This is a genomic window from Psychrobacillus sp. NEAU-3TGS (assembly GCF_029955155.1).
Classification (GTDB): domain Bacteria; phylum Bacillota; class Bacilli; order Bacillales_A; family Planococcaceae; genus Psychrobacillus.
The window spans coordinates 315,507-335,895 of the sequence record NZ_JAPNOZ010000004.1 but is presented as its reverse complement, the minus strand read 5'-3'; the positions used below and the strand labels follow the sequence as shown (position 1 = coordinate 335,895).

22 protein-coding genes and 8 tRNA genes are annotated in these 20,389 nt (G+C 38.2%); 1 reads left to right on the top strand and 29 read right to left on the bottom strand.

Going from position 1 to position 20,389, the window contains the following annotated elements; all coding sequences use genetic code 11:
* Nucleotides 1-85 precede the first annotated feature (85 nt).
* The 23 genes from OR571_RS02665 to acpS all read right to left on the bottom strand — a co-directional run bounded on the left by OR571_RS02665 (nucleotide 86) and on the right by acpS (nucleotide 12,123).
* Nucleotides 86-159 (bottom strand) — tRNA-Gly (locus OR571_RS02665).
* Nucleotides 160-188: 29 nt separating this feature from the next.
* Nucleotides 189-265, bottom strand: a tRNA-Arg gene (locus tag OR571_RS02660).
* Nucleotides 266-278: 13 nt separating this feature from the next.
* Nucleotides 279-365: transfer RNA gene (locus OR571_RS02655), tRNA-Leu, on the bottom strand.
* A gap of 63 nt (nucleotides 366-428) precedes the next feature.
* Nucleotides 429-501 (bottom strand) — tRNA-Lys (locus tag OR571_RS02650).
* Between the two features lie 7 nt (nucleotides 502-508).
* Nucleotides 509-583, bottom strand: a tRNA-Gln gene (locus tag OR571_RS02645).
* 3 nt (nucleotides 584-586) lie between these two features.
* Nucleotides 587-662 (bottom strand) — tRNA-Asp (locus OR571_RS02640).
* A gap of 21 nt (nucleotides 663-683) precedes the next feature.
* Nucleotides 684-755: transfer RNA gene (locus OR571_RS02635), tRNA-Glu, on the bottom strand.
* 6 nt (nucleotides 756-761) lie between these two features.
* Nucleotides 762-836 (bottom strand) — tRNA-Asn (locus OR571_RS02630).
* Nucleotides 837-916: 80 nt separating this feature from the next.
* On the bottom strand, nucleotides 917-1,387 hold the full coding sequence (locus tag OR571_RS02625) for a SprT family protein (RefSeq protein WP_282241305.1): 471 nt from the start codon (nucleotides 1,385-1,387) through the stop codon (nucleotides 917-919).
* Nucleotides 1,388-1,512: 125 nt separating this feature from the next.
* A complete protein-coding gene (locus OR571_RS02620; RefSeq protein WP_282241304.1) occupies nucleotides 1,513-3,681 on the bottom strand; it encodes a Tex family protein in 2,169 nt (722 codons plus the stop codon).
* A gap of 62 nt (nucleotides 3,682-3,743) precedes the next feature.
* On the bottom strand, nucleotides 3,744-4,340 hold the full coding sequence (locus OR571_RS02615; protein WP_282241303.1) for a SpoIIE family protein phosphatase: 597 nt from the start codon (nucleotides 4,338-4,340) through the stop codon (nucleotides 3,744-3,746).
* Nucleotides 4,337-5,122: an RNA polymerase sigma factor SigB gene (sigB, locus tag OR571_RS02610; RefSeq protein ID WP_282241302.1), complete on the bottom strand. Its 786-nt coding sequence runs from the start codon at nucleotides 5,120-5,122 to the stop codon at nucleotides 4,337-4,339. The genes OR571_RS02615 and sigB overlap by 4 nt, the downstream gene beginning before the upstream one ends.
* Nucleotides 5,100-5,570: an anti-sigma B factor RsbW gene (rsbW, locus tag OR571_RS02605; protein WP_142539462.1), complete on the bottom strand. Its 471-nt coding sequence runs from the start codon at nucleotides 5,568-5,570 to the stop codon at nucleotides 5,100-5,102. Before rsbW ends, sigB begins: the two co-directional genes overlap by 23 nt.
* Complete coding sequence (locus OR571_RS02600; protein ID WP_142539461.1) at nucleotides 5,557-5,904, bottom strand: STAS domain-containing protein; 348 nt, start codon at nucleotides 5,902-5,904, stop codon at nucleotides 5,557-5,559. Before OR571_RS02600 ends, rsbW begins: the two co-directional genes overlap by 14 nt.
* Nucleotides 5,905-5,982: 78 nt before the next feature.
* Entirely contained in the window at nucleotides 5,983-6,978 is a 996-nt protein-coding gene (locus tag OR571_RS02595; protein ID WP_282241301.1) for a PP2C family protein-serine/threonine phosphatase, read from the bottom strand.
* Between the two features lie 15 nt (nucleotides 6,979-6,993).
* Nucleotides 6,994-7,395, bottom strand: coding sequence for an anti-sigma regulatory factor (locus OR571_RS02590; protein WP_282241300.1), 402 nt, complete (start codon nucleotides 7,393-7,395; stop codon nucleotides 6,994-6,996).
* A gap of 6 nt (nucleotides 7,396-7,401) precedes the next feature.
* On the bottom strand, nucleotides 7,402-7,764 hold the full coding sequence (locus tag OR571_RS02585) for an STAS domain-containing protein (RefSeq protein ID WP_142539458.1): 363 nt from the start codon (nucleotides 7,762-7,764) through the stop codon (nucleotides 7,402-7,404).
* Nucleotides 7,761-8,591: an STAS domain-containing protein gene (locus tag OR571_RS02580; RefSeq protein WP_282241299.1), complete on the bottom strand. Its 831-nt coding sequence runs from the start codon at nucleotides 8,589-8,591 to the stop codon at nucleotides 7,761-7,763. Before OR571_RS02580 ends, OR571_RS02585 begins: the two co-directional genes overlap by 4 nt.
* 137 nt (nucleotides 8,592-8,728) lie before the next feature.
* Nucleotides 8,729-9,079: a type II toxin-antitoxin system PemK/MazF family toxin gene (locus tag OR571_RS02575; RefSeq protein WP_093271851.1), complete on the bottom strand. Its 351-nt coding sequence runs from the start codon at nucleotides 9,077-9,079 to the stop codon at nucleotides 8,729-8,731.
* Nucleotides 9,080-9,083: 4 nt separating this feature from the next.
* A complete protein-coding gene (locus tag OR571_RS02570) occupies nucleotides 9,084-9,365 on the bottom strand; it encodes a transcriptional regulator (RefSeq protein ID WP_282241297.1) in 282 nt (93 codons plus the stop codon).
* A gap of 132 nt (nucleotides 9,366-9,497) precedes the next feature.
* The gene (alr, locus tag OR571_RS02565) at nucleotides 9,498-10,604 is read right to left on the bottom strand and encodes an alanine racemase (protein WP_282241296.1); all 1,107 of its coding nucleotides are present in this window, start codon (nucleotides 10,602-10,604) and stop codon (nucleotides 9,498-9,500) included.
* 81 nt (nucleotides 10,605-10,685) lie between these two features.
* Nucleotides 10,686-11,711, bottom strand: coding sequence for a LolA family protein (locus OR571_RS02560; RefSeq protein WP_282241295.1), 1,026 nt, complete (start codon nucleotides 11,709-11,711; stop codon nucleotides 10,686-10,688).
* Nucleotides 11,712-11,769: 58 nt separating this feature from the next.
* The gene (gene acpS / locus OR571_RS02555; RefSeq protein ID WP_282241294.1) at nucleotides 11,770-12,123 is read right to left on the bottom strand and encodes a holo-ACP synthase; all 354 of its coding nucleotides are present in this window, start codon (nucleotides 12,121-12,123) and stop codon (nucleotides 11,770-11,772) included.
* 68 nt (nucleotides 12,124-12,191) lie between these two features.
* Between acpS and OR571_RS02550 the strand changes: the two genes are divergently transcribed.
* Nucleotides 12,192-12,821, top strand: coding sequence for a rhomboid family intramembrane serine protease (locus OR571_RS02550; RefSeq protein ID WP_282241293.1), 630 nt, complete (start codon nucleotides 12,192-12,194; stop codon nucleotides 12,819-12,821).
* A 365-nt stretch (nucleotides 12,822-13,186) separates the two neighbouring features.
* Here the strand turns inward: OR571_RS02550 and OR571_RS02545 are convergent, their stop codons facing one another.
* The 6 genes from OR571_RS02545 to OR571_RS02520 form a co-directional block, all read right to left on the bottom strand.
* Nucleotides 13,187-14,689, bottom strand: a complete 1,503-nt coding sequence (locus OR571_RS02545) for a PH domain-containing protein (protein WP_282241292.1) — start codon at nucleotides 14,687-14,689, stop codon at nucleotides 13,187-13,189.
* Nucleotides 14,682-15,161 carry a PH domain-containing protein gene (locus OR571_RS02540; RefSeq protein WP_282241291.1) on the bottom strand — a complete coding sequence of 160 codons (480 nt, stop codon included), beginning with the start codon at nucleotides 15,159-15,161 and terminating at the stop codon, nucleotides 14,682-14,684. The genes OR571_RS02545 and OR571_RS02540 overlap by 8 nt, the downstream gene beginning before the upstream one ends.
* A 148-nt stretch (nucleotides 15,162-15,309) precedes the next feature.
* Nucleotides 15,310-16,854: a degradosome RNA helicase CshA gene (gene cshA / locus OR571_RS02535; protein WP_282241290.1), complete on the bottom strand. Its 1,545-nt coding sequence runs from the start codon at nucleotides 16,852-16,854 to the stop codon at nucleotides 15,310-15,312.
* A 341-nt stretch (nucleotides 16,855-17,195) separates the two neighbouring features.
* Nucleotides 17,196-17,900, bottom strand: a complete 705-nt coding sequence (locus tag OR571_RS02530; protein ID WP_282241289.1) for an alpha/beta hydrolase — start codon at nucleotides 17,898-17,900, stop codon at nucleotides 17,196-17,198.
* 23 nt (nucleotides 17,901-17,923) lie between these two features.
* Nucleotides 17,924-19,294: a UDP-N-acetylmuramoyl-tripeptide--D-alanyl-D-alanine ligase gene (locus tag OR571_RS02525; RefSeq protein WP_282241493.1), complete on the bottom strand. Its 1,371-nt coding sequence runs from the start codon at nucleotides 19,292-19,294 to the stop codon at nucleotides 17,924-17,926.
* 5 nt (nucleotides 19,295-19,299) lie between these two features.
* On the bottom strand, nucleotides 19,300-20,382 hold the full coding sequence (locus OR571_RS02520) for a D-alanine--D-alanine ligase (RefSeq protein WP_282241288.1): 1,083 nt from the start codon (nucleotides 20,380-20,382) through the stop codon (nucleotides 19,300-19,302).
* Nucleotides 20,383-20,389: the final 7 nt, after the last annotated feature.

The following is a 20,389-nucleotide window of genomic DNA, read 5'->3' as shown; positions in this document are numbered from 1 at the left end:
ACTTTCAGACTAACAAGTTAATCTGAAAAGCTATATTTCTTAACGTTTTGCATGTTCAGTTTTCAATGTTCATGGTTTTAATTGATGGAGCGGGTGAAGAGAATCGAACTCTCATCATCAGCTTGGAAGGCTGAGGTTTTACCACTAAACTACACCCGCATATATAAAATTCAATATTATTGTTTAATTGGCGCGCCCGGCAGGAGTCGAACCCACAACCTTCTGATCCGTAGTCAGACGCTCTATCCAATTGAGCTACGGGCGCTTAATGTGTGCTTTGGTGCGGCCGAGAGGACTTGAACCTCCACGGGGTTATCCCCCACTAGGCCCTCAACCTAGCGCGTCTGCCGTTCCGCCACGACCGCGTAGTTTTACTTGGACAAGACTTATGATACTCTCGCCAATCGAATTTGTCAACAATAAATTGATGAGCCATGAAGGACTCGAACCTTCGACCCTCTGATTAAAAGTCAGATGCTCTACCAACTGAGCTAATGGCTCGTACAAATGGCTGGGGTACCTGGATTCGAACCAGGGCATGACGGAATCAAAATCCGTTGCCTTACCGCTTGGCTATACCCCAAAATGGCGGTCCCGACCGGGATCGAACCGGCGATCTCCTGCGTGACAGGCAGGCATGTTAACCGCTACACCACGGGACCTTTAAAGATATAAAATTGAAATGACCCCTACGGGATTCGAACCCGTGTTACCGCCGTGAAAGGGCGGTGTCTTAACCGCTTGACCAAGGGGCCAAATAATGGCTCCGAAGGTAGGACTCGAACCTACGACCAATCGGTTAACAGCCGATTGCTCTACCACTGAGCTACTTCGGAATATTTTTTGTCGTTTTGTTCTTCTCGACTTTTTCTATTATAGAGAGCCTTTTACAAAACGTCAACTACTTTTATGGAATTTATTTAAGTTTTTTTGAAGAAACTAAAATGAGGTCTCCCAAACACTTGCCACATCTGTATTTACTCGTATTTAAACGAATTTTCCGATTATATAACAAAGAGCATTTTGCGCATTGATATGTATAGATTTTACTTCTTTCCCGCTCCTCCCGCTCTACAAGAGTTGAACAAAATCTTGGAGAATTAGTTCTTTTTAAAAGCTCTCTAAAATCTGCATCTCTATGTTTATACCCTTTTCCTTCTATATGTAAATGATAATGACAAAGCTCGTGCTTAATTACCCCGATCAATTCATCCATCCCATGTTTTTCAAAAACAAGCGGATTAATTTCTATATGATGTGTTCTTAACATGTATCTCCCACCTGTCGTGCGAAGACGTTTATTAAAATAAGCATCATGTCGAAAGTCTTTCCTAAAAACTTCTTTTGATACACTACAAACTAGTTCAGTCAATTTTTCATCTGTCATACTTTTTCACCCCTATTTGAAAAACGCAAGCATCTATGACTGCATTGCAGGCAAGATGCTTGCGCTGGATCTTTATTGTTAAAAGGTAGTTGTCCAATGCTTTAACATTGGCAACTACTTATTTATTATACCTGTTGTTCTGGAGGAAGCATTGTAAGTGCAATTCTTCCTTTGTTTGCATCGAACTGATCTACCCATACAGTTACTATATCTCCTAGTGAGACAACATCTAGTGGATGTTTGACAAAACCTTTTTTCAATTTTGAAATGTGAACAAGTCCATCTTGTTTGACACCGACATCAACGAATGCACCAAAGTCGACCACATTGCGAACAGTACCTTGGAGTTCCATTCCTGCTTTTAAATCTTCCATTTTAAGCACATCTGTTTTTAAAATAGGTTGTGGAAAAGCTTCCCGTGGATCACGAGCCGGTTTGATCAATGTGTCTACTATATCTTTTAATGTAATGTCACCAATTTCTAATTCTTTACTTACCTCTTCTATTGAAATGTTTTTTAAAGCCTCTTCCGCTTCTTTGGAGCCAATTTGTTCTTTTTTCAATCCTACAATTGTTAGTACTTGTTCGGCAGCCTTATAACTTTCCGGGTGAATTCCTGTGGCATCGAATAGATTCTTTGCATCTGGGATTCTTAAAAATCCAATTGCTTGCTCATATGTTTTTGCACCTAGGCGAGGTATTTTCTTTAGCTGAGCTCTGGAAGTGAATCTTCCTTGCTCATTTCTTAAATTCACCACATTTTCTGCAACTGTTTTAGATAAACCAGAAACATATTGTAAAAGCGATGCAGATGCGGTATTTACGTTCACTCCAACTTGGTTAACAGCAGTTTCTACTATAAAAGAGAGCGACTCGGATAATTTTTTCTGTGACACGTCATGTTGGTATTGCCCTACCCCTACCGCTTTTGGATCTATTTTAACTAGTTCGGCTAGTGGGTCTTGTAATCTTCTTGCGATTGATACTGCACTTCGCTGCTCCACTTGAAGATCAGGGAACTCGTGCCTTGCGGTTTCAGATGCTGAATAGACACTTGCCCCAGCCTCATTGACAATAACGTACGCAACTTCACCATCAACTTCTTTCAGACAATCTACTATAAACTGCTCCGTTTCACGAGAAGCAGTACCGTTGCCAATAGCAATTAATGAAATCGGGTACTTTTTAATATAAGAAAGTACTTTCTTTTTCGAACCTTCTATATCCATTTTTGGTGCATGCGGATAGATTGCGGAAACCTCCAATAGTTTACCAGTGTCATCAACTACTGCTAGTTTACATCCAGTACGATATGCAGGATCGACGCCAAGAATCACTTTTCCTTTTAACGGCGGCTGTAATAGAAGATTTCGTAGGTTCTCTGAAAAAATATGAATTGCTTGTGCTTCAGCTTTTTCAGTAAGCTCCGTTCGAATTTCACGCTCTACAGAAGGCTGTATCAGGCGTTTGTAGGAGTCCTCTATTGCCAGTTTTACATGTTCTATTGCATCACTTGATGAATGATTAGGTATCCACTCTGTTTGCATAACGGTCGTTACCTTGTTAATCGGTACTTGGACACTTACTTTTAAAACATCCTCTTTTTCCCCACGATTAAGTGCTAATATACGATGTGGAACTATTTTTTTTACCGGTTCTGCGTATTCATAATACATCTCATAGACGTTTTTCTCGTCTAATTCGGCCTTTTTCAAAGCACTGATTATTTGTCCGTCTATGCGTGAAATATTGCGGATTTGTTCTCGAATTTTTGCATCATCCGCAAATTGCTCAGCTAGTATGTCACGTGCACCATGTAAAGCTTCTTCTATTGTTAGTACTTCTCGTTCTTCATTTAAAAAGTCCTCAGCTAAAACAGCAACTGACTCTTTTGGAAAGGTCATCAATAGACTCGCAAGTGGTTCTAAGCCTTTTTCTTTAGCAATCGTCGCCTTTGTTCTACGTTTTTGCTTGAATGGGCGATATAAATCTTCTACTCGTTGCAAAACAGTTGCATTTTGAATAGCGCTACTTAGTTCTTCTGTTAATTTCCCTTGCTCGTCAATAAGACGTATCACTTCTTCTTTTCGCTGCTCTAGTTGTTGTATGTAGTTGTAGCGATCTTCAATTGCTTTTATTTGGACCTCATCTAACGAACCAGTTTGTTCTTTTCTATAACGTGCGATAAAAGGAACTGTATTTCCTTCTTCTAATAATTTGATAACCTGTTCAGCTTGTGATGATTTAACGCCAGTTTCTTTAGAAACAAGCTGAAGCATTTTCTTCATTTCCAAAACAAACACACCCTTTCCTTATTAGGTTTATTTTAACACAAAAAAGCTTACTCTAATGCCTCCTAGAGTAAGCTTCCTACTATAAACGTAGCGTCATCGCCATGTTCTATTGTATTGAGCACCGAATGATAAAGACAATTAGCATTAAGTGCGTTTTTTATCGTTTTCTTGGGACTATTCATGTTTACACCATCCGAATGTAAGATGAATAAGTCATTTTTCTTACATGCATACGTCTGTGTTTTTACTTTTTGTTTTCTTCCCGATAAATAGCCCATGACAGGTAAGGGATATAACATTTTATCTGTTTCTCGTTGGTACATATAAAATTTGATATTCCCTATGCAACTGTAAGAGATAGTTTGGAGATGATAATCTATCTTCACAATTGCAACAGCTGCGCCTCTTTTTTGAACCATTCGTTCATTACATCGCAACAATAATTCATCTAGTGATTCTTCGGGATATTTCTCTAGAATCTCAGGGATAATATCTGCAGATTCTTTTGCAATTGGCCCATTTCCTAAACCATCGGCAATGGCGCATAGCATGAAGTTCTCGTTCTTCGACACATAGTATGTATCCCCTGATTCTAAATTACCCGTCTTGGCTTCTTGAAATACTAACAGCTCAACTTTTTCGTCGGAAAAATTCTTCAATTCACTACTCCACCTGACGCTAATATTGCCTCTTGTAATTTCTTTATCGCTTTTCGTTGAATTCTTGAAACATGCATTTGAGAAATTCCAAGTCGATCGCCTGTTTCTTTCTGGCTCAGCTGCTCCAAGTATGTAAGTTGGATGACTTCTTTTTCACGATCAGATAACACACCAAGAGCATTAGCTACCAGTAACCGCTGATCGGTCTTTTCGAACTCCCCGTCCGTTTTTCCAATTACATCGAATAATGTAATCGTACTTCCATCAGAATCTGATTCAAGTGAGTGGTCCATAGACAATGCTTGATAACTTTTTCCCATTTCCATAGCTTCTAATACATCTTCTACTTCTACGTTTAAGTATTCAGCAATTTCCGGAACTAAAGGCGAGCGTTGGAATTCGCTTGTTAAAGTTTCTACGGCCACTCTGATCCGAGGGCCAAGCTCCTTTATTCTCCGCGGTACATGTACTGCCCATGTTTTATCACGAAGGAAACGTTTAATCTCACCTATGATTGTTGGAATAGCAAATGCTTCAAAGTTTTTACCGAATGCCGGATCATATCTTCGTATTGCGCCAAGCAGTCCTACCATCCCAACTTGTACAATATCTTCGTGATGTGATTTCCCATTTGAATACTTTCTTGAGATGGACTCCACTAATCTTGTATAATTTAATACTAAATTGGTCTGAGCTTCTTCACTCTCAGTGTTTTGATATTCACTTATCCATTCAAGAATTTTTTCCTTGGATTGCTTGTTAGGAAGAGATGTGTTTGACATTACCATCCACCTGCTCTATTCCGACATGCTTCGTCATAAATACAGTTACACCTTCCTGTTGATGAACTTTCACCTCGTCCATTAATGTCTCAATTAAATATAATCCAAGGCCACCTTCTCTTAAAAAGGATATTTCTTCTGATTCATTATAAGGTCCAACTTGAGCTTTTGTTTCTTCGAAATTAAAGCTCTTTCCATGATCTGCTACCATTATTTCCATTTTTTCTTCATATAAAGCACATCCAATGACAACTTCGCCATCTTCTTCTTCGGAATACGCATGTTGAACAGCGTTTGTAATTGCTTCGCTCGCAGCTATTTTTAAATCTTCTATCTCGTCATATGTAAATCCAACACGATTGGCTAGACCTGAAATCGTTAAACGCGCTACGCTTACATATTGTGGCTTTGCTGGCACTCGAATTTCAACATAATCAAACGGTTTCATCTATTTTCACCTCTCCACTGCTCGCTTGAATATCCATAATTTCCCCTAATCCAGTAATATCAAACAATCGTTTTAAACGAGATGAAAGTCCGATTAGCTCCATATGACTATTTGATGCATTTATGCTCTTGTAAAAGCCAACAAATACTCCTAGCCCTGTGCTGTCCATGTAGGAAACATCCGTTAAGTCTATTATCACTTGTAGGTTTTCTTTTAAGTCAATCTCTGCAAGTTTTTCTCTTAAAGTTGGTGCTGTAAATGCATCAATTTCTCCTTTAATAATCCCATTAACTGTGAGTAGGTCTGTTTGATGCAGTTCAACTGAAATATTCATGTGTTTTATCCCCCGTTTTATCTATATAGTGTTTTAATACCACGATTCAACTAAAGTTAAACATCTTTGCGAAAAAAACTATATTTTTTTGAAAATCACAAGGGTGAAATCATCTCGTTGTTCAAAGTCTTGTAATTCTTCCAACTTATGAAATACATACTCTACCATTTCTTGGGCAGGCTGATCTCTAACATTTTCAATAATATCCATAATCGTTTTTTGCTCGATGAACCCTTCTTTAGAACGACATTCTGTTACCCCGTCTGTCATCATCACAACAAAATCGCCTTTGTTTAATGTAATGGAATGTTGTTCATATCTTACATTTGGAATGACTCCTAAGAGTAGACCTTTTGCTTGTAGCTCGGTAAAACTAGATGTCTCTGAGCAATAAAAAAGTGGAGGTTCATGTCCAGCCGAAGCATACGTAAATTCACTTTTCGAAGTATCATACTTTCCGTAGAACATAGAAATGAACATTGAGTCGCTTACACTTTTCTCTACGATTCGATTAATCACATCTAAAACAATTACTGGATCTGTTTCAGCTCCGTCTAAACTGTCCATACCATATTTAATCATGGACATACATAGTGCAGCAGGAATACCTTTTCCGATAACATCTGCTACTGCTATGCCTACATGTGTGTTGTCATGTAAAAAGTGTGCATAGTCTCCATTCATTTCTTTGGCAGGAACAGTAATAATACCGATATCTAAATCTATTTCTTTTGGTACTTTCGTTTTTAACAATGTTTGTTGCACATTAGCAGCAAGTTCCATTTCCATCTTAATATTTTGCTGTTTTTGTATCAACGTCTGATGTTCTTTAAGTGCCAGTCCATAACGTATCATTACTTCAATAAGTAGATCAAAAGAATGCTGTACATCTCCATCTAAATCAGACATAATCTCTTCTAGTGATGCCTTATGTATACTAATTACTTCCTCAGGAGAGATATTTTTTTGTATAAGTTGTCTACTAATATTTTGACCTTCATATAAATTATGTTCCGTCTGTTTCAATATATACTGTTCTAATATCTTTTTATATTGTCTTTTAAATTCTTCCATATTACTTCACCTTCCTTACCTCAACCACTTTGTTGCACTAATCACCGTACCTTCTCCAAAAACTGTTTCAATCTTAAAGTCATCCATTAGCCGCTTTACACCCGGAAGTCCAGCTCCTAATCCACCGGATGTTGTAAATCCATCTTCCATCACCTTACGGACATCTGCTATACCGGGGCCTTTGTCAGATGCAATGACTTCTAACCCTTTAAGATTGCCTTCTGCAATTTGTTTTATTTCTATGTTACCTTTTCCTGCATATAAATAAATATTACGAGCAAGTTCACTAATCGCTGTTGTAATCCTAGCTTGGTCAACTGTACCGAAACCTACATCCTTCGCTTCATTTCTTCCAAGCTGTCTAGCAGCAACAATATCCCACTCAGTTATGATATCAACAGAAGACCTTAAGTTCATAATGGACTAGTCCTCCAATTCTCGTTCTAATTTTTCCAATCCATTTTCTAAATCTAGTGCTGTTACCACATTCTCTAATCTAATACCTAGCTCGATTAATGTAATGGCAACAGCAGGCTGAATACCAGTTATGACTACTTTTGCCCCCATTAACCCCGACATATTAATGACATCTCCTAGTACTTTTGCGATAAACGAATCGATAAAGTCGATTGGAGTCAAGTCAAGTACTACTCCTCTTGCAGCAGTCGTGTGCAATTTTGCCAACAAGTCTTCTTGAAATGCTAACGCAGTTTGATCATCTAATTCCCATTGAATTGAAACGATTAGGCATTCTCTTAATTTTAAAATTGGAATTCTTGTCATCATTTTACGTTCACCTCTACAATTGCTCTATTTGTTAAAGCCAGGGCTTGTTCCATTCCTCTTTGCAATGTACTTGTCGTAGTAAAGTCAGTCAAATTTATACCAAGTGTTACTATTGTTTGTGCAATTTCTGGACGAATTCCGACCAGCATACATTTGGCACCTACTAAACGAACAGCATCTGCCGCCTGGATAATATGATGTGCAACCATCGTATCCACCACTGGAACACCGGTGATATCAAGCAACACAACCTCTGCACGATGTTTCACCACACCCTGTAGTAAGTTTTCCATAATAAGCTTTGCACGTTCGGTATCAATCGTACCTACTAACGGCATGACAGAGATTTTATCAAATACAGGAATCAGCGAAGCTGATAGTTCTTGCAAGGCAATCTTTTGTAAATTTACAGTTTTTTCCCACACTTTTGAATATGCATCAACGACACTCTGATTAAGTGGTGTTATCCAATTTGTCAGTACTTCTCTAAATGATTTATAATTGCTTTCATTTAGCGATCCCTCTTCTTCCATTTCTTCGTAAATTACTTCTGAGAAATTATTAAGAGCTCTAAGTACAAAAGTGATCGACCAGCCATAACGAACAATTTGAATAGAAAAATCCTTCAGCTTTTCATCATAGGTTTCTTCACTTGCCGTTAAGCTAGAAACCATTAGCTCCCCGAATTCGCGAACAGTAGTATCAATGACTTGATCGGACATTATTTGAAAGAAACGGTCATCTTGATCGTCCTCCATCTTTGCTTTCCATCTTTCTAAAATCTTATCAATGTTTTTTTGGATGTATATTGCTATTTCTCTATTCATGCTTTAACTTACCTCTCCTCTTTTAAGTAGTCGTAACTATAGTTTAACGAATAGTGAGCTGATTTACATCTTTTAAGGTAAAAAATAAAAAACACAATGCGTATTTGTCGGCTACACATTGCGTTTTTGTCTATGTATTAAAATTTTACAATCCCTAAGCTAATACCTAATGCATGATCAACTTCACACATAACATCTTCATCTAAATGTGTAATTTTATCCGTCAGCCTAGATTTGTCTATTGTACGCAATTGTTCTAACAAGATAACCGAATCTCGTTCAAAATCATACTGTTTCGCATTGATTTCCACATGTGTTGGTAATTTTGCTTTTTGAATTTGTGCGGTTATTGCTGCAATGATAACAGTAGGACTGAATCGATTTCCTATATCATTTTGAATCACCAAAACGGGTCTGGTTCCACCTTGTTCAGACCCGATTACAGGTGATAAATCTGCAAAAAAAACGTCCCCACGTTTTACGATCAAGTTTTCATCCTCCACTTACGAGTCGCTCTGTCGTATGTTGCGCTTCATATTCAGCATGTAAACATTCCGAACTTATGGATAAGTTTATATGAGACATTTCAACATAACCTTTCATCATCGCTTCTCTTATAAGATTTGCCTGGCCTTTCTTAATGTATTCATTTGCTTGGACACGAGCTATATTTTCACTAGTAGCGAATGATTGTTTGAAAACCTTTACTCCTTCACTAACCATTTGCTTTGGAAGCTCTATAACTGCTTCCTTTTTCTTTTTTCTACTTACCACAGCAAACACCTCCGACAAAACATTTCCCTATATGACAATATACTTAATCTTACCATTACTAGAGGCATAATAAAAGACATTATAAGAAATGGTTAGACAAATCATTCACTAAGTTCGAGTTTTGTCGAAGAATTATTCACTATATAATCTAGGAAGTCTATTGGAAAAGGTGCAACAAATTTCATATGGTATTGTCTGCAAAGCGTTTGCCCATTCTTCTATCTTAATCTCTTCATTCATTTGTTTCCCTAGCAACACTACTTTTTCACCGATATCCACCTTTTCGTCTAAACGGATCATACACTGATCCATACAAATCTTTCCAACGATTGGCACTCTTTTACCTTTAATTAATACTGATTGGTTATGCAATTTTCGAAGAAATCCATCTGCATAACCAATCGGAAGGGTTGCAATCCATTCATCCGATGAAGCCATATATGATGCACCATAGCCAATCGGAGTACCTTTTTTCACTCTCTTCACATGCACTACTTCCGTATGTAGTGAAAGTGCTTTTTCTAATGGAAATGGGAGGTTTTCATCAATCCAAGGTGATGGTGCGATTCCATACATCGATATCCCAAAACGTACAGCATCCCAATGTTGGCTAGGAATTCTAAGCGTAGCAGCACTATTGGAAGTGTGGACAATCGCAGGTCGTTGTTCAAATAAATCAAGCATCTGCTCGAATGCAATGATTTGTTTCTTTAAATGAGTATCGTCCTCTTCGTCCGCTGTCGAAAAATGGGTAAAAACCCCCGTTACATTTATCCACTTTCTATCGCGTACAAAAGCAAGTGCTTTCTGCAATTCTTCCTGCTGTACAAAGCCAATTCGCCCCATACCACTGTCGATTTTAACATGTGTTTTAAATGATTTTGTAAAATGACGTGTAGCAAATAACCACTCGTAGGAATATGCTGTTAATGTGATGTTGCGTTCTGATGCAATGGGTAAAAAAGAGATCGGGGAAGCTCCAAGAACAAGTATATCAGCAGTAATTCCTGCATCTCTTAACTGAACTGCTTCCTCCGGTGAGGCGACGGCTAATTGAGTAGCTCCTGCTTGTAAGGCTGCATTTGCAACTTCAATCGCCCCGTGGCCATATGCATTTGCTTTTACGACAGCCATTATGCTCGTATGCTTTGGTAAGTTGTCTTTTAAATGCTTGATATTAGACTTAACAGATTGTAAATTTACTTGAATAAATGTTGGACGGTAGTATGGCTGAGACATGTGACTTCCCTCTTTTTCCGTATGTTTTACTATTATTCGTTTCATTATCCTACTAGTGAGAAGAAGTCGTCAAATATAAATTTATTTCAATCCAGCTATCGTCATAGATGATGCTACTTCAATCATTTCTTCTTTAGTTAATGATGTAGATGCGATGAAGAATGACATTCCGTCCTGTTCCCAAGTAAGCGATTGATCTGTTACCGCTCCAACAGCTACACCTAAATCTACAGGATCCCCTGGTGCGAACACTGGGATTGTAGAAGATACGCTTGGATCGCTTAGCTGCTGAATAATTGTAAATTCTTTTTCACCACTGAACGTTAAAATAACTCGTCTATCGTCGTCTACTTTCATCTCTTTTTCATCGATTAAGTGAACACCTTCCCACTTAATCATTGGGTAATGTGTTTCAAATTCTTTGTTTTCCATTTCCGCAGAAGCTTCTACAGTACCCTCTTCCGTTTTTCCAGTTGGTGCTGACTGTTCAATCTTGTAATCTCCTGCTGCATGCGCTTTACCAAGTGATACCTGTTTGAATTTTATATGAATTTGTTCTTCTTTATTTTCATTTAAGATTGCAACGTCTTTTGGCAATAAAGTCTTTTTATCAATATAGATTCTTTGAGTTGGTAGCATGTTTTTGTGATTATTAGATGTTTTCGTTTCAAATACATAGTTGTTTCCTTCTTCTTTAAATGTAGAATTTTTATCTTTTTTAATATCTTGCGCAAGCGAACCTATTAGGTATGCTTGGCTATTTTCCGCTGGCCAGTTACTTTGAAACTTATACGTTTTGTTAAGCGCTGGTGTTACAACAAAAACTCCCTCTGTGTTACGTACGATCATTTGTGTATTTTCCGCATTCGCATCGGATACTTTCACGCGATAAAAATCAGGCTTTGTATGCCAAACTTCAACGTCATACACTCTCGGCTCTTGACCAGTTAAGATGCTCATCTCCGCAGTTAACTCATATCCTTTTGCATCCACCCACTTATTACTCAATTTTTTTAATACATCTTCTTTTGACTCAGCTCCACATGCAGATAGTACCAGGATCATCATTGCTAATACAAATAACAGTTTGGCCACTCGGCTTTTCAATCAGTCCATCCTTTCTATTATCACTGCGTTCGTTCATTGTATGTAGTTGGACGACCGGTTATGATTGGAGAATTACTTGAGCAGCTACATATTCTTTTGTATGAGTAATAGAGACAAAGCCATTCACTTGGTTTCCTTTAAAATAAAGACTTGGTTTCCCGTTATTTTCCTTGAGGATTTCAATATCATGAAAACTACATTCTCTTCCTATTCCCGTTCCTAATGCTTTCGAAAATGCTTCTTTTGCTGCAAATCGTCCCGCTAGATATTCTAATTGTCGCGAAGCAGATAAATTTTGCATTTGAGCAATTTCTGAATTCGTTAAAATACGTGCTTCAAATTTACTTGTTTTTTCTTTCATTTTTTTTATCCTCGATAATTCGGTTATGTCTAAACCTATTCCAGTAATCATAAGGGTTTCTCCTTTTCAAATGTAGCTTATCCAAGCTATAATATTAGTAGAAAAATCGAGGTGAAATAATGTTTACAAGAACAGAAAATTTCAAGCAATACATTAAATTCTATCCAGTCGTTTCTACTCTGCTTGCTATAAATATTGTTATTTATATTTTAACAAATATCCCCGTTCTGGGAGACGCAATCTACTCTCAGGGTGTTCACTTTAACTTACTTATAAGCGAAGGGGAATATTGGCGTCTAGTTACCCCCTTGTTTTTACATGCGACTTTTTTTCATTTGTTATTCAATATGTTCTCTCTTTATCTATTTGGACCAGAGCTAGAACAAATTGCAGGTAAAGCGCGTTTCTTAACCATCTATTTGTTAGCTGGTTTAGTCGGTAGTATTGCTACATATTTAATACACGATTGGAACTATGTAAGCGTAGGTGCGAGTGGAGCTATTTATGGTATTCTTGGTGCCTTTGGAGCTTTAGTTTACTATACGAGAAATCTATTGCCACAGCTTAAGCAAATCATTGTCCCTATTATTGTTATTGGTGTTATTATGACATTTCTTCAGCCTAATATTAATGCCACTGCACATATTGCAGGTCTAATCACAGGTTTTATTTTTGGCATTATCTATTTTCATCCAAAACGAATTGCTGCTTGGAGGAAACGTAAAAGTAAGCTTAGAGCAGTGAAGTAAAAAGAATAAAAATCTTATTCCTTTCACAGGTTTTGGGATGGACTTCCTGATTATTATACCGTTTGATCCTTAAAAGAGACTTATCGTGACTGAGGTCATGACAAGCCTCTTTTTTTCTATGTTATCTTATTGCGCTCTATCTCTTGAAAGAAAAGTCAGAGGATGACATTCTAGGGAAACTGTGCGGTAGCAAGCTCTATTTAGGTGACCACTAGGATTTTCGCTGCAGGGCGGACGCTTTCCGCGGGCATGGCTTCAGCCTCTTCGGAGCTCTCGCTCCTGCGGGGTCTTCAGCTCACGCAGTTTCTCTATACAGTGACTTACCATCTATCCTACAATTTCAAAAAGCATAAGAAAAGAACAGCCTAGTCTAGTGGCTGTTCTTTTTCTATGGTTATTTTTCGATGGGGTTCGTACCAATTTAAAATCATTTCTGCATCCGTTTTTTCGATATGTGGGATTGTTGTAGACGCTCCCGAAACACCAGATTTAATCGTTGTGATAATAGATGAAACGTTTGCTTTCTTTTGAAAAAGGGTTGCACGCTCCGTCATAGACTGAATCCTTCTTTTCTCCATCCATACTATTACTTTACTGAAGAGTCGATATTGTATCACCAACTGACGTTCATTCAAATAATAGCCTGCTGTTTTTTGTTGCCAAACACCCAGACCATAGCTTAGTGGGAATAACAAAAGCGAAAGTAATCCAAAAGGAAAAAAGAAATAACTAACTGCCCCAGCAACCGGGATCATCCATATATAATCTAATCGATAGAAAAACTTTCTTGACCTTTTCGGTACTTTCGTGAGGATAGGATCAAACTGGAGCTCTGGAAATATTTCTTGTAAAATTGGCGTTATCTTCGTTTTTTTAATAAGTGGAAGCAAACGTATTTTTTCATCTTTTTCCGCTAAAGAACCTCCAGCACTATCGACAATTACCGATGCATAGCCCATTAGCTGACGCAGGGGATTTTCAACAACTCTTACCCCTTGAATTCGGGAAAGTGGGATCGTTACTTTTTTCTTCTCTAACAACCCTCTCGTAATAATAATTTCTTCATCTTCTACTATAATCGTAAATTCGTAGTAGTTTATAAAAGTAAGTACAACGGAAACAATCCAAGCGATTAACAATACAACAAAAACAACCAATGCCACAATGAGTGCACCAAAACGAATAAATACTACAATTTCTTCATAAATCGCTTCATATGGAATGACATTTGAAAATTGAGAAACAAAGACAGCTAACCCAGAGAAAAATACTCCCACCCCACCAGAAGTACTTGCAAGCACAAATAAGTCTTTCGGAGACATCTTAAAAATGGACTGCCTTTCCGCTTTTACTACTTGTTGTACTTCCGAAGAGTAGTCTATTGGTTCCGTTAATTTATTTTTTGCTTGTAGCATTTCCAGTTTAATTTGTTCTGCTGCTACTTTTGTAATGGCTGTTAACTCGGCGTCCGCTTCCTTTGTCGCTCCGCCGCCAGCTGTTTCTACTTTTACTTTTACAAGTCCAAACGGTCTATGGAAAATACCTTCTGTATAGTTCAAACTTTGAATACGTTCAAAAGGAATATATCGCTTTTTCTTTACGAACAAACCATACTCGATACGAAGCTCCTCTTCTTCAAACCAATATCTGAATCGTTTCCATTTGATAATGCCACTAACCAACAAAAAGATTAGCATTATTCCATAGATGCCATAGGTAATATAGGAGGACCAATCGCCAGCACCCTCCCTTCCTCCAAAACCATTCAACGCAATAACTACAATAAAAGGGATAATCATTTCTTTTAATACTTTTGCAAAGTTTATAACTGCAGAAATTGGATGTAATTTATATTTTTCTTTAGACATCATCTTCCGCCACCCTTGCAAGTACAGAAATTCTGCCACGGAGTTCATCCGCTTCTGCGGTAATTAATGCCGGTATCGTATGATTTGTTGCTGCTGTGGAAATTGTAATAGATGCTAAATCATATTTTCGTAAAATTGGTCCTTGTTCTGTATCGACATGCTGGACACGAACCATTGGCACTAAAGTACGCTTCACAACGAACAAACCGTGCTGCAGTTCTATTTCCTGCTCTCTTACTTCATATCTCCACCGCGTCCATCTGACTTTCGGAAATAAATAAATGAGTAAGTATGCAATGATTAGTACAATTACGCTAACTACTATGTACAGCCAAATGTACTCACCAGTAAAGAAGTTAATAATCCCCACCCCTATACCGAGTAACAATGCTATAAGTGTTTGGAAAACCCCATAGATTCGCCATACACGTAGTCCTTTTTTAGATATTCTATTTATTGGTTCTGCTCTCATTATCAACACCTCTTCCCTTGTATTGTATACGATTTCAGCGGGGAAATGTTTCAAATTATAGAAGAATGTTTTAGTTGGGTGAATGTCCGAATAAAAAAAGATGAATCCGCATCGAAATGCGCGATTCATCTTATAAACAAATATTATTTTAGTTTTCGTTACGTGGTGAACGAGTTCTAGTGCTACGTTGAGTAGAACCGTCACGTGGACCGCTACTACGACGCGAGCTGCTAGGACGTGAACCGCCACCTGAACGAGAAAATCCGCGATCGCCGCCTGAGCGTCCTGATGAGCTACGTCCGCCAGAACGAGATCCACCTTTGTAACCACCACCAGAGCGAGAACCGCCTCCACCGCTACGCTCTCTGCGTGCAGGTAATGGACGCTCTTCAGAAAGAGCGATCGGAGTATCATCTGGCTCATTTGTCATTGATTTTAAAGCTGCAGCAATTACATCTACCGCTTCAAACTTTTCAAGCATTTCCGCAGCAAGTGTACGGTAATCACCTAAATCATTTTTATTGACGATTTCTGTTAATGATTCAATTGCTACACGTTGTTGACCAACTAGTGCTTCGTCTGAACTTGGTGGACGAAGAGGAGTCATACGTTTTTTCGTTGTATCTTCAACGATACGTAAGTAACCCATTTCTCTTGGTGTTACGAATGTTACAGCTACACCATTTTTCCCTGCACGACCTGTACGACCGATACGGTGTACATAGCTTTCAGGATCTTGTGGAATATCAAAGTTGTAAACATGTGTTACACCAGAAATATCTAATCCACGCGCAGCTACGTCAGTCGCAACTAGGATATCGATTTTATTTGATTTAAATTGTTTTAATACAGACATACGTTTCGCTTGGCTCAAATCACCATGAATTCCTTCTGCAAGGTAACCACGGATGCTTAATGCGTGCGCTAATTCATCTACACGACGTTTTGTACGGCCAAAAACAATTGCAAGTTCCGGTTGGTGCACGTTTAGAATACGTGATAAAATATCAAATTTCTCACGCTCATGCGCTTTTACAAAGAATTGCTCAATGTTTTCAACAGTCATTTCTTTAGACTTGATCTTTACTTCAACTGGGTCTTTCATGAATCTTTCTGCAATTTTACGGATAGGTCCTGGCATTGTAGCTGAGAACAATAGCGTTTGACGCTCATCAGGAACACTTTCTAAAATTGTATTGATGTCTTCGATGAATCCCATGTTAAGCATTTCATCTGCTTCGTCTAAGATAAGTGTTTGAACTTGATCAAGTTTCAATGTACGACGGTTAATATGGTCCAAAATACGACCAGGTGTACCAACGATTACTTGTGGTTTATTTTTAAGGGCGCGAATTTGACGACCAATCTCTTGGCCTCCATAAACAGATAATAGACGGACTTTTTTATCATACCCTAATTTATATAGCTCTTCCGAAACTTGGATTGCAAGTTCACGTGTTGGAGCGATGATTAACGCTTGAATGTTAGGATTTTTAGTATCGATTTTTTCAATCATAGGGATACCAAATGCAGCAGTTTTACCCGTACCAGTCTGTGCTTGACCGATAACGTCGCGTCCACCCATAGCATGTGTAATAGTACCTTCTTGGATTGGTGTTGCTTCTTCAAATCCCATACGTTGAACGGATTTCAATGTAGAAGCACTAATATTTAATTCTGAAAAATTTGTCAAAATTTTAATCTCCTTTTTCTTGTGTTTTGACAAATGGTTACATTTTCAGATGAAATTGCGGCAAATTCGAGCCTATACGAGGAACGTTTCCGTTACTTAAAATTCTCTGTGGTTTACAGTTCAGAGGGGTCTTATATAAAGGGAAAGCCCGGTCTTTTGCCGAGCGGTTCGTTTGAGAGAGATTTCATCCCTACTACCTAAACAAACCGTTATGTTCAAAAAAAAGTACTCTTCAATTAAAGCTGAAGAGTCTTCACACAAAATGTATCCATTGCTCTAAACGTAGTATATCATGCCTTATTACTCGTTGCAACGAAATAGCAACTGTTATAATTATTAGTTTAATTATCCACTCCTTTTTCGGTTAAAAAATTTAACGCTCGATAAAACCAGTCTTCGCAATCCTCACAGTAACAAATATGGTGTTTACCTGTTTCGGAAAAGATCAGTTCTTTTTCCTCTGAACCAATTTGGTCAAATAAAAACTCAGCGGTTGTATAAGGGACTATGCCATCTTTTTTACCCTGGACTAAACAGACCGGTATTTTAATGTGGCTATAATAGGGTTCAACTATACGTACTAAACGGATAAATTCAAGCGTTGCCCGAATCGGTGTTTCTTTCCATTTGGTACTGTATCGCTTGTACAATATATTGTCCTCAAGTTTTCCTTCCACTGCTTCTTTTGCCATTTCTTTAATATCTTGCAAGAGCTGTGTAGGATAAATATATTTAGCTGCTGCACTTAACAAAATAAGTTTGGCAACTGGATACCGGATTGCCAAGTACATGGCAATAATCCCACCCATTGAAAATCCAACAATGTATACCTCGTCCACTTCTTTTAGAAGTTTTCTTAATGCTAGCTCTGCAGCCATCAACCAATTTTCCGCAATTAACTTTTGTAATTCTAACGTTTCTCCATGACCAGGAAGTGTAGGGACAATAATTGTCCAGTCTGTCCTTTCCTGTAAAAATTCCACGAATGGCTGTACTTCATATGGTCCACCCGTAAAACCGTGAATACAAAGGACGCCTGTTTTCATATTGCCCTACTCCTTTCTAAATTTTACTTTTTAAACGGTTCGATGATCTGTTCTAGCTTCATACCACGTGATCCTTTTACTAAAACAATGGAGTCTGCATCTATTCTTTGTCTTATGTGCGAAATGATTTGCTCATATTCATTTTCTACCCAGATAAGCTGTTTATCCTTAAACTGCTCTAGTAATTTCTTATATAGCCACTCCATTCTCGGTCCATATAAACAAACACCAGTAAACACTTTATCTGAGATATAGGCGCTCATCTCTTCATGATATTGCTTTTCATTTTCGCCAAGTTCCAGCATATCACCAAGTACGAGCCATTTATCTGATTTAATCGTCGACTTCTCTACAAAAGAAATCGCTGCTTTCATCGATGTTGGCGCTGCATTATAAGCATCATTAATGAAAATTGCTCCATTATCTGCCTCTATTACTTGCATACGCATATCGGTCAATACGATTTCCTTTAATGCTACCCGCATTTGCTCTGAAGTAAGCCCAACTTCTTTTGCGATCAATAAAGCCGCTAATGTATTTTTCACTTGATGCTCCCCAAGAATAGGAATGGACATCTCTTCGTTGATCAAGCCGTCTGTACGAAACTTACTTCCTTGTTCGGTAAATGTCACTTCTACAATACGCAGATCATTGGCTTCCTCTGTACCAAAAGAAATGGAATGTAGGGATGGGGTATTTTCTATAAATGGACGTAGTAATGGTTCATCGCCATCATAGAAAAGTTTTCCGGCTTCTTGTAAGCCTGCAATAATTTCAAACTTTGCTTTTGCAATTCCTTCGCGTGAGCCGAGATCTTGCATATGCGCTTCGCCTATATTTGTAATAACCGCATACTTTGGCTTAGCAAGCTTGGATAGAAACTCTATTTCACCAAATGAACTCATCCCCATTTCCAATACAGCAAATTCCGTATCTTCATCAAGGGCAAGAATTGTTAAAGGTAATCCTAGCTCATTATTAAAATTACCTTCCGTCTTTTTTACACGGAAATATGGAGATAGAATCCCTGCCACTAAATCCTTCGTTGACGTTTTACCATTTGATCCTGTAATTCCTATAAAAGTTGCACTCAATTCTTCCCGGTACGCTACCGCCATTTGCTGTAGTGCTTTTTCGCCACTTTCGACAAATAAAAGTGGAACATCCTTTGGAGGATTTGGTTCATCCTTTAACCAAAGAGACGCTGCTGCTCCTTTATCAAATGCATCTTGCACAAAACGATGGCCATTTACATTTTCCCCACGAAAAGGGATAAATAAATCGCCGGGCTGCAATGTTCTGGTATTAATCGAAACGCCTGTAACTAGAGGATTTTTTTCAAAAGAAACCTCTTCCCCTAACCAGTTTGCGATTTCTGCTAAGCTTTTCTTCAAATTGCTCACTCTCCGTCCTTCGAATGCTCAAGCTGTTGCTTTTCCTCGTAACGTTCTAGAGCTAGCATGATTAATTCTTCAATTAGACCCGAATAAGATAAACCAGACTCTATCCAAAGCTTCGGATACATACTAATCGGCGTAAAACCCGGCATTGTATTTACTTCATTGATAATAATTTCTTCCTTATCCGTCACAAAAAAGTCAGCACGAACAAGCCCAGAACAATCAAGTACTTTAAATGCACGAATCGCTGCATCTTCCATTCTCTCAAGCAAATCATCAGATACTACAGCTGGTATAGCATAGTTTGTCGTACCATCTTCATATTTTGCTTCGTAATCATAAAAATCTTTTGTAGGCAATACTTCCCCAGCTATAGAACATTTTGGATTGTCATTTCCTAGCACACTCATTTCTAATTCGCGTGCTTTAATGCCTTGTTCTACAATAATTTTACGATCATATTTGAAGGCTAATTCCACTGCTTTAATCAGCTCTTCTCTGTTCGTAGCTTTTGTAATTCCTACGCTCGATCCCAGATTAGCTGGTTTAACGAACAATGGCCACTTTAAGCTTTCTTCCATTTTTTGAATAAACGTCTCCTGATTACTCTTCCACTCTTTACGAATGAAGTGCACGTAAGGAACTTGGGATAATCCTGCTACTTCAAAAAGTTGCTTCATGACTACTTTATCCATTCCAGCAGAAGACGCAAGAACACCATTTCCGACATAAGGCAAATTCAACACTTCTAGTAAACCTTGCACAGTGCCGTCTTCACCATTTGGACCATGTAGCAATGGAAAGATAACATCTAGCTGAGAATCGTCGTTTCCTTCTACTGGTAAGAAACTTGAAATATTATTTGGCTTGCTTACTGCCTCACCAAGCTTTAGTGATTCAACGGATTCCGCAGGGCCTGTCAAAACACTCCCTTTTATCCATTCACCTGTTTTTGTTATATATATTGGATATACTTCGTATTTTTCAAAATTTATCGCTTGGGATACTGCTCTTGCTGTAAGTAACGACACTTCATGCTCAGCAGATTTACCACCGTATAATAAGCCTAATTTTATTTTCATTTTTAAC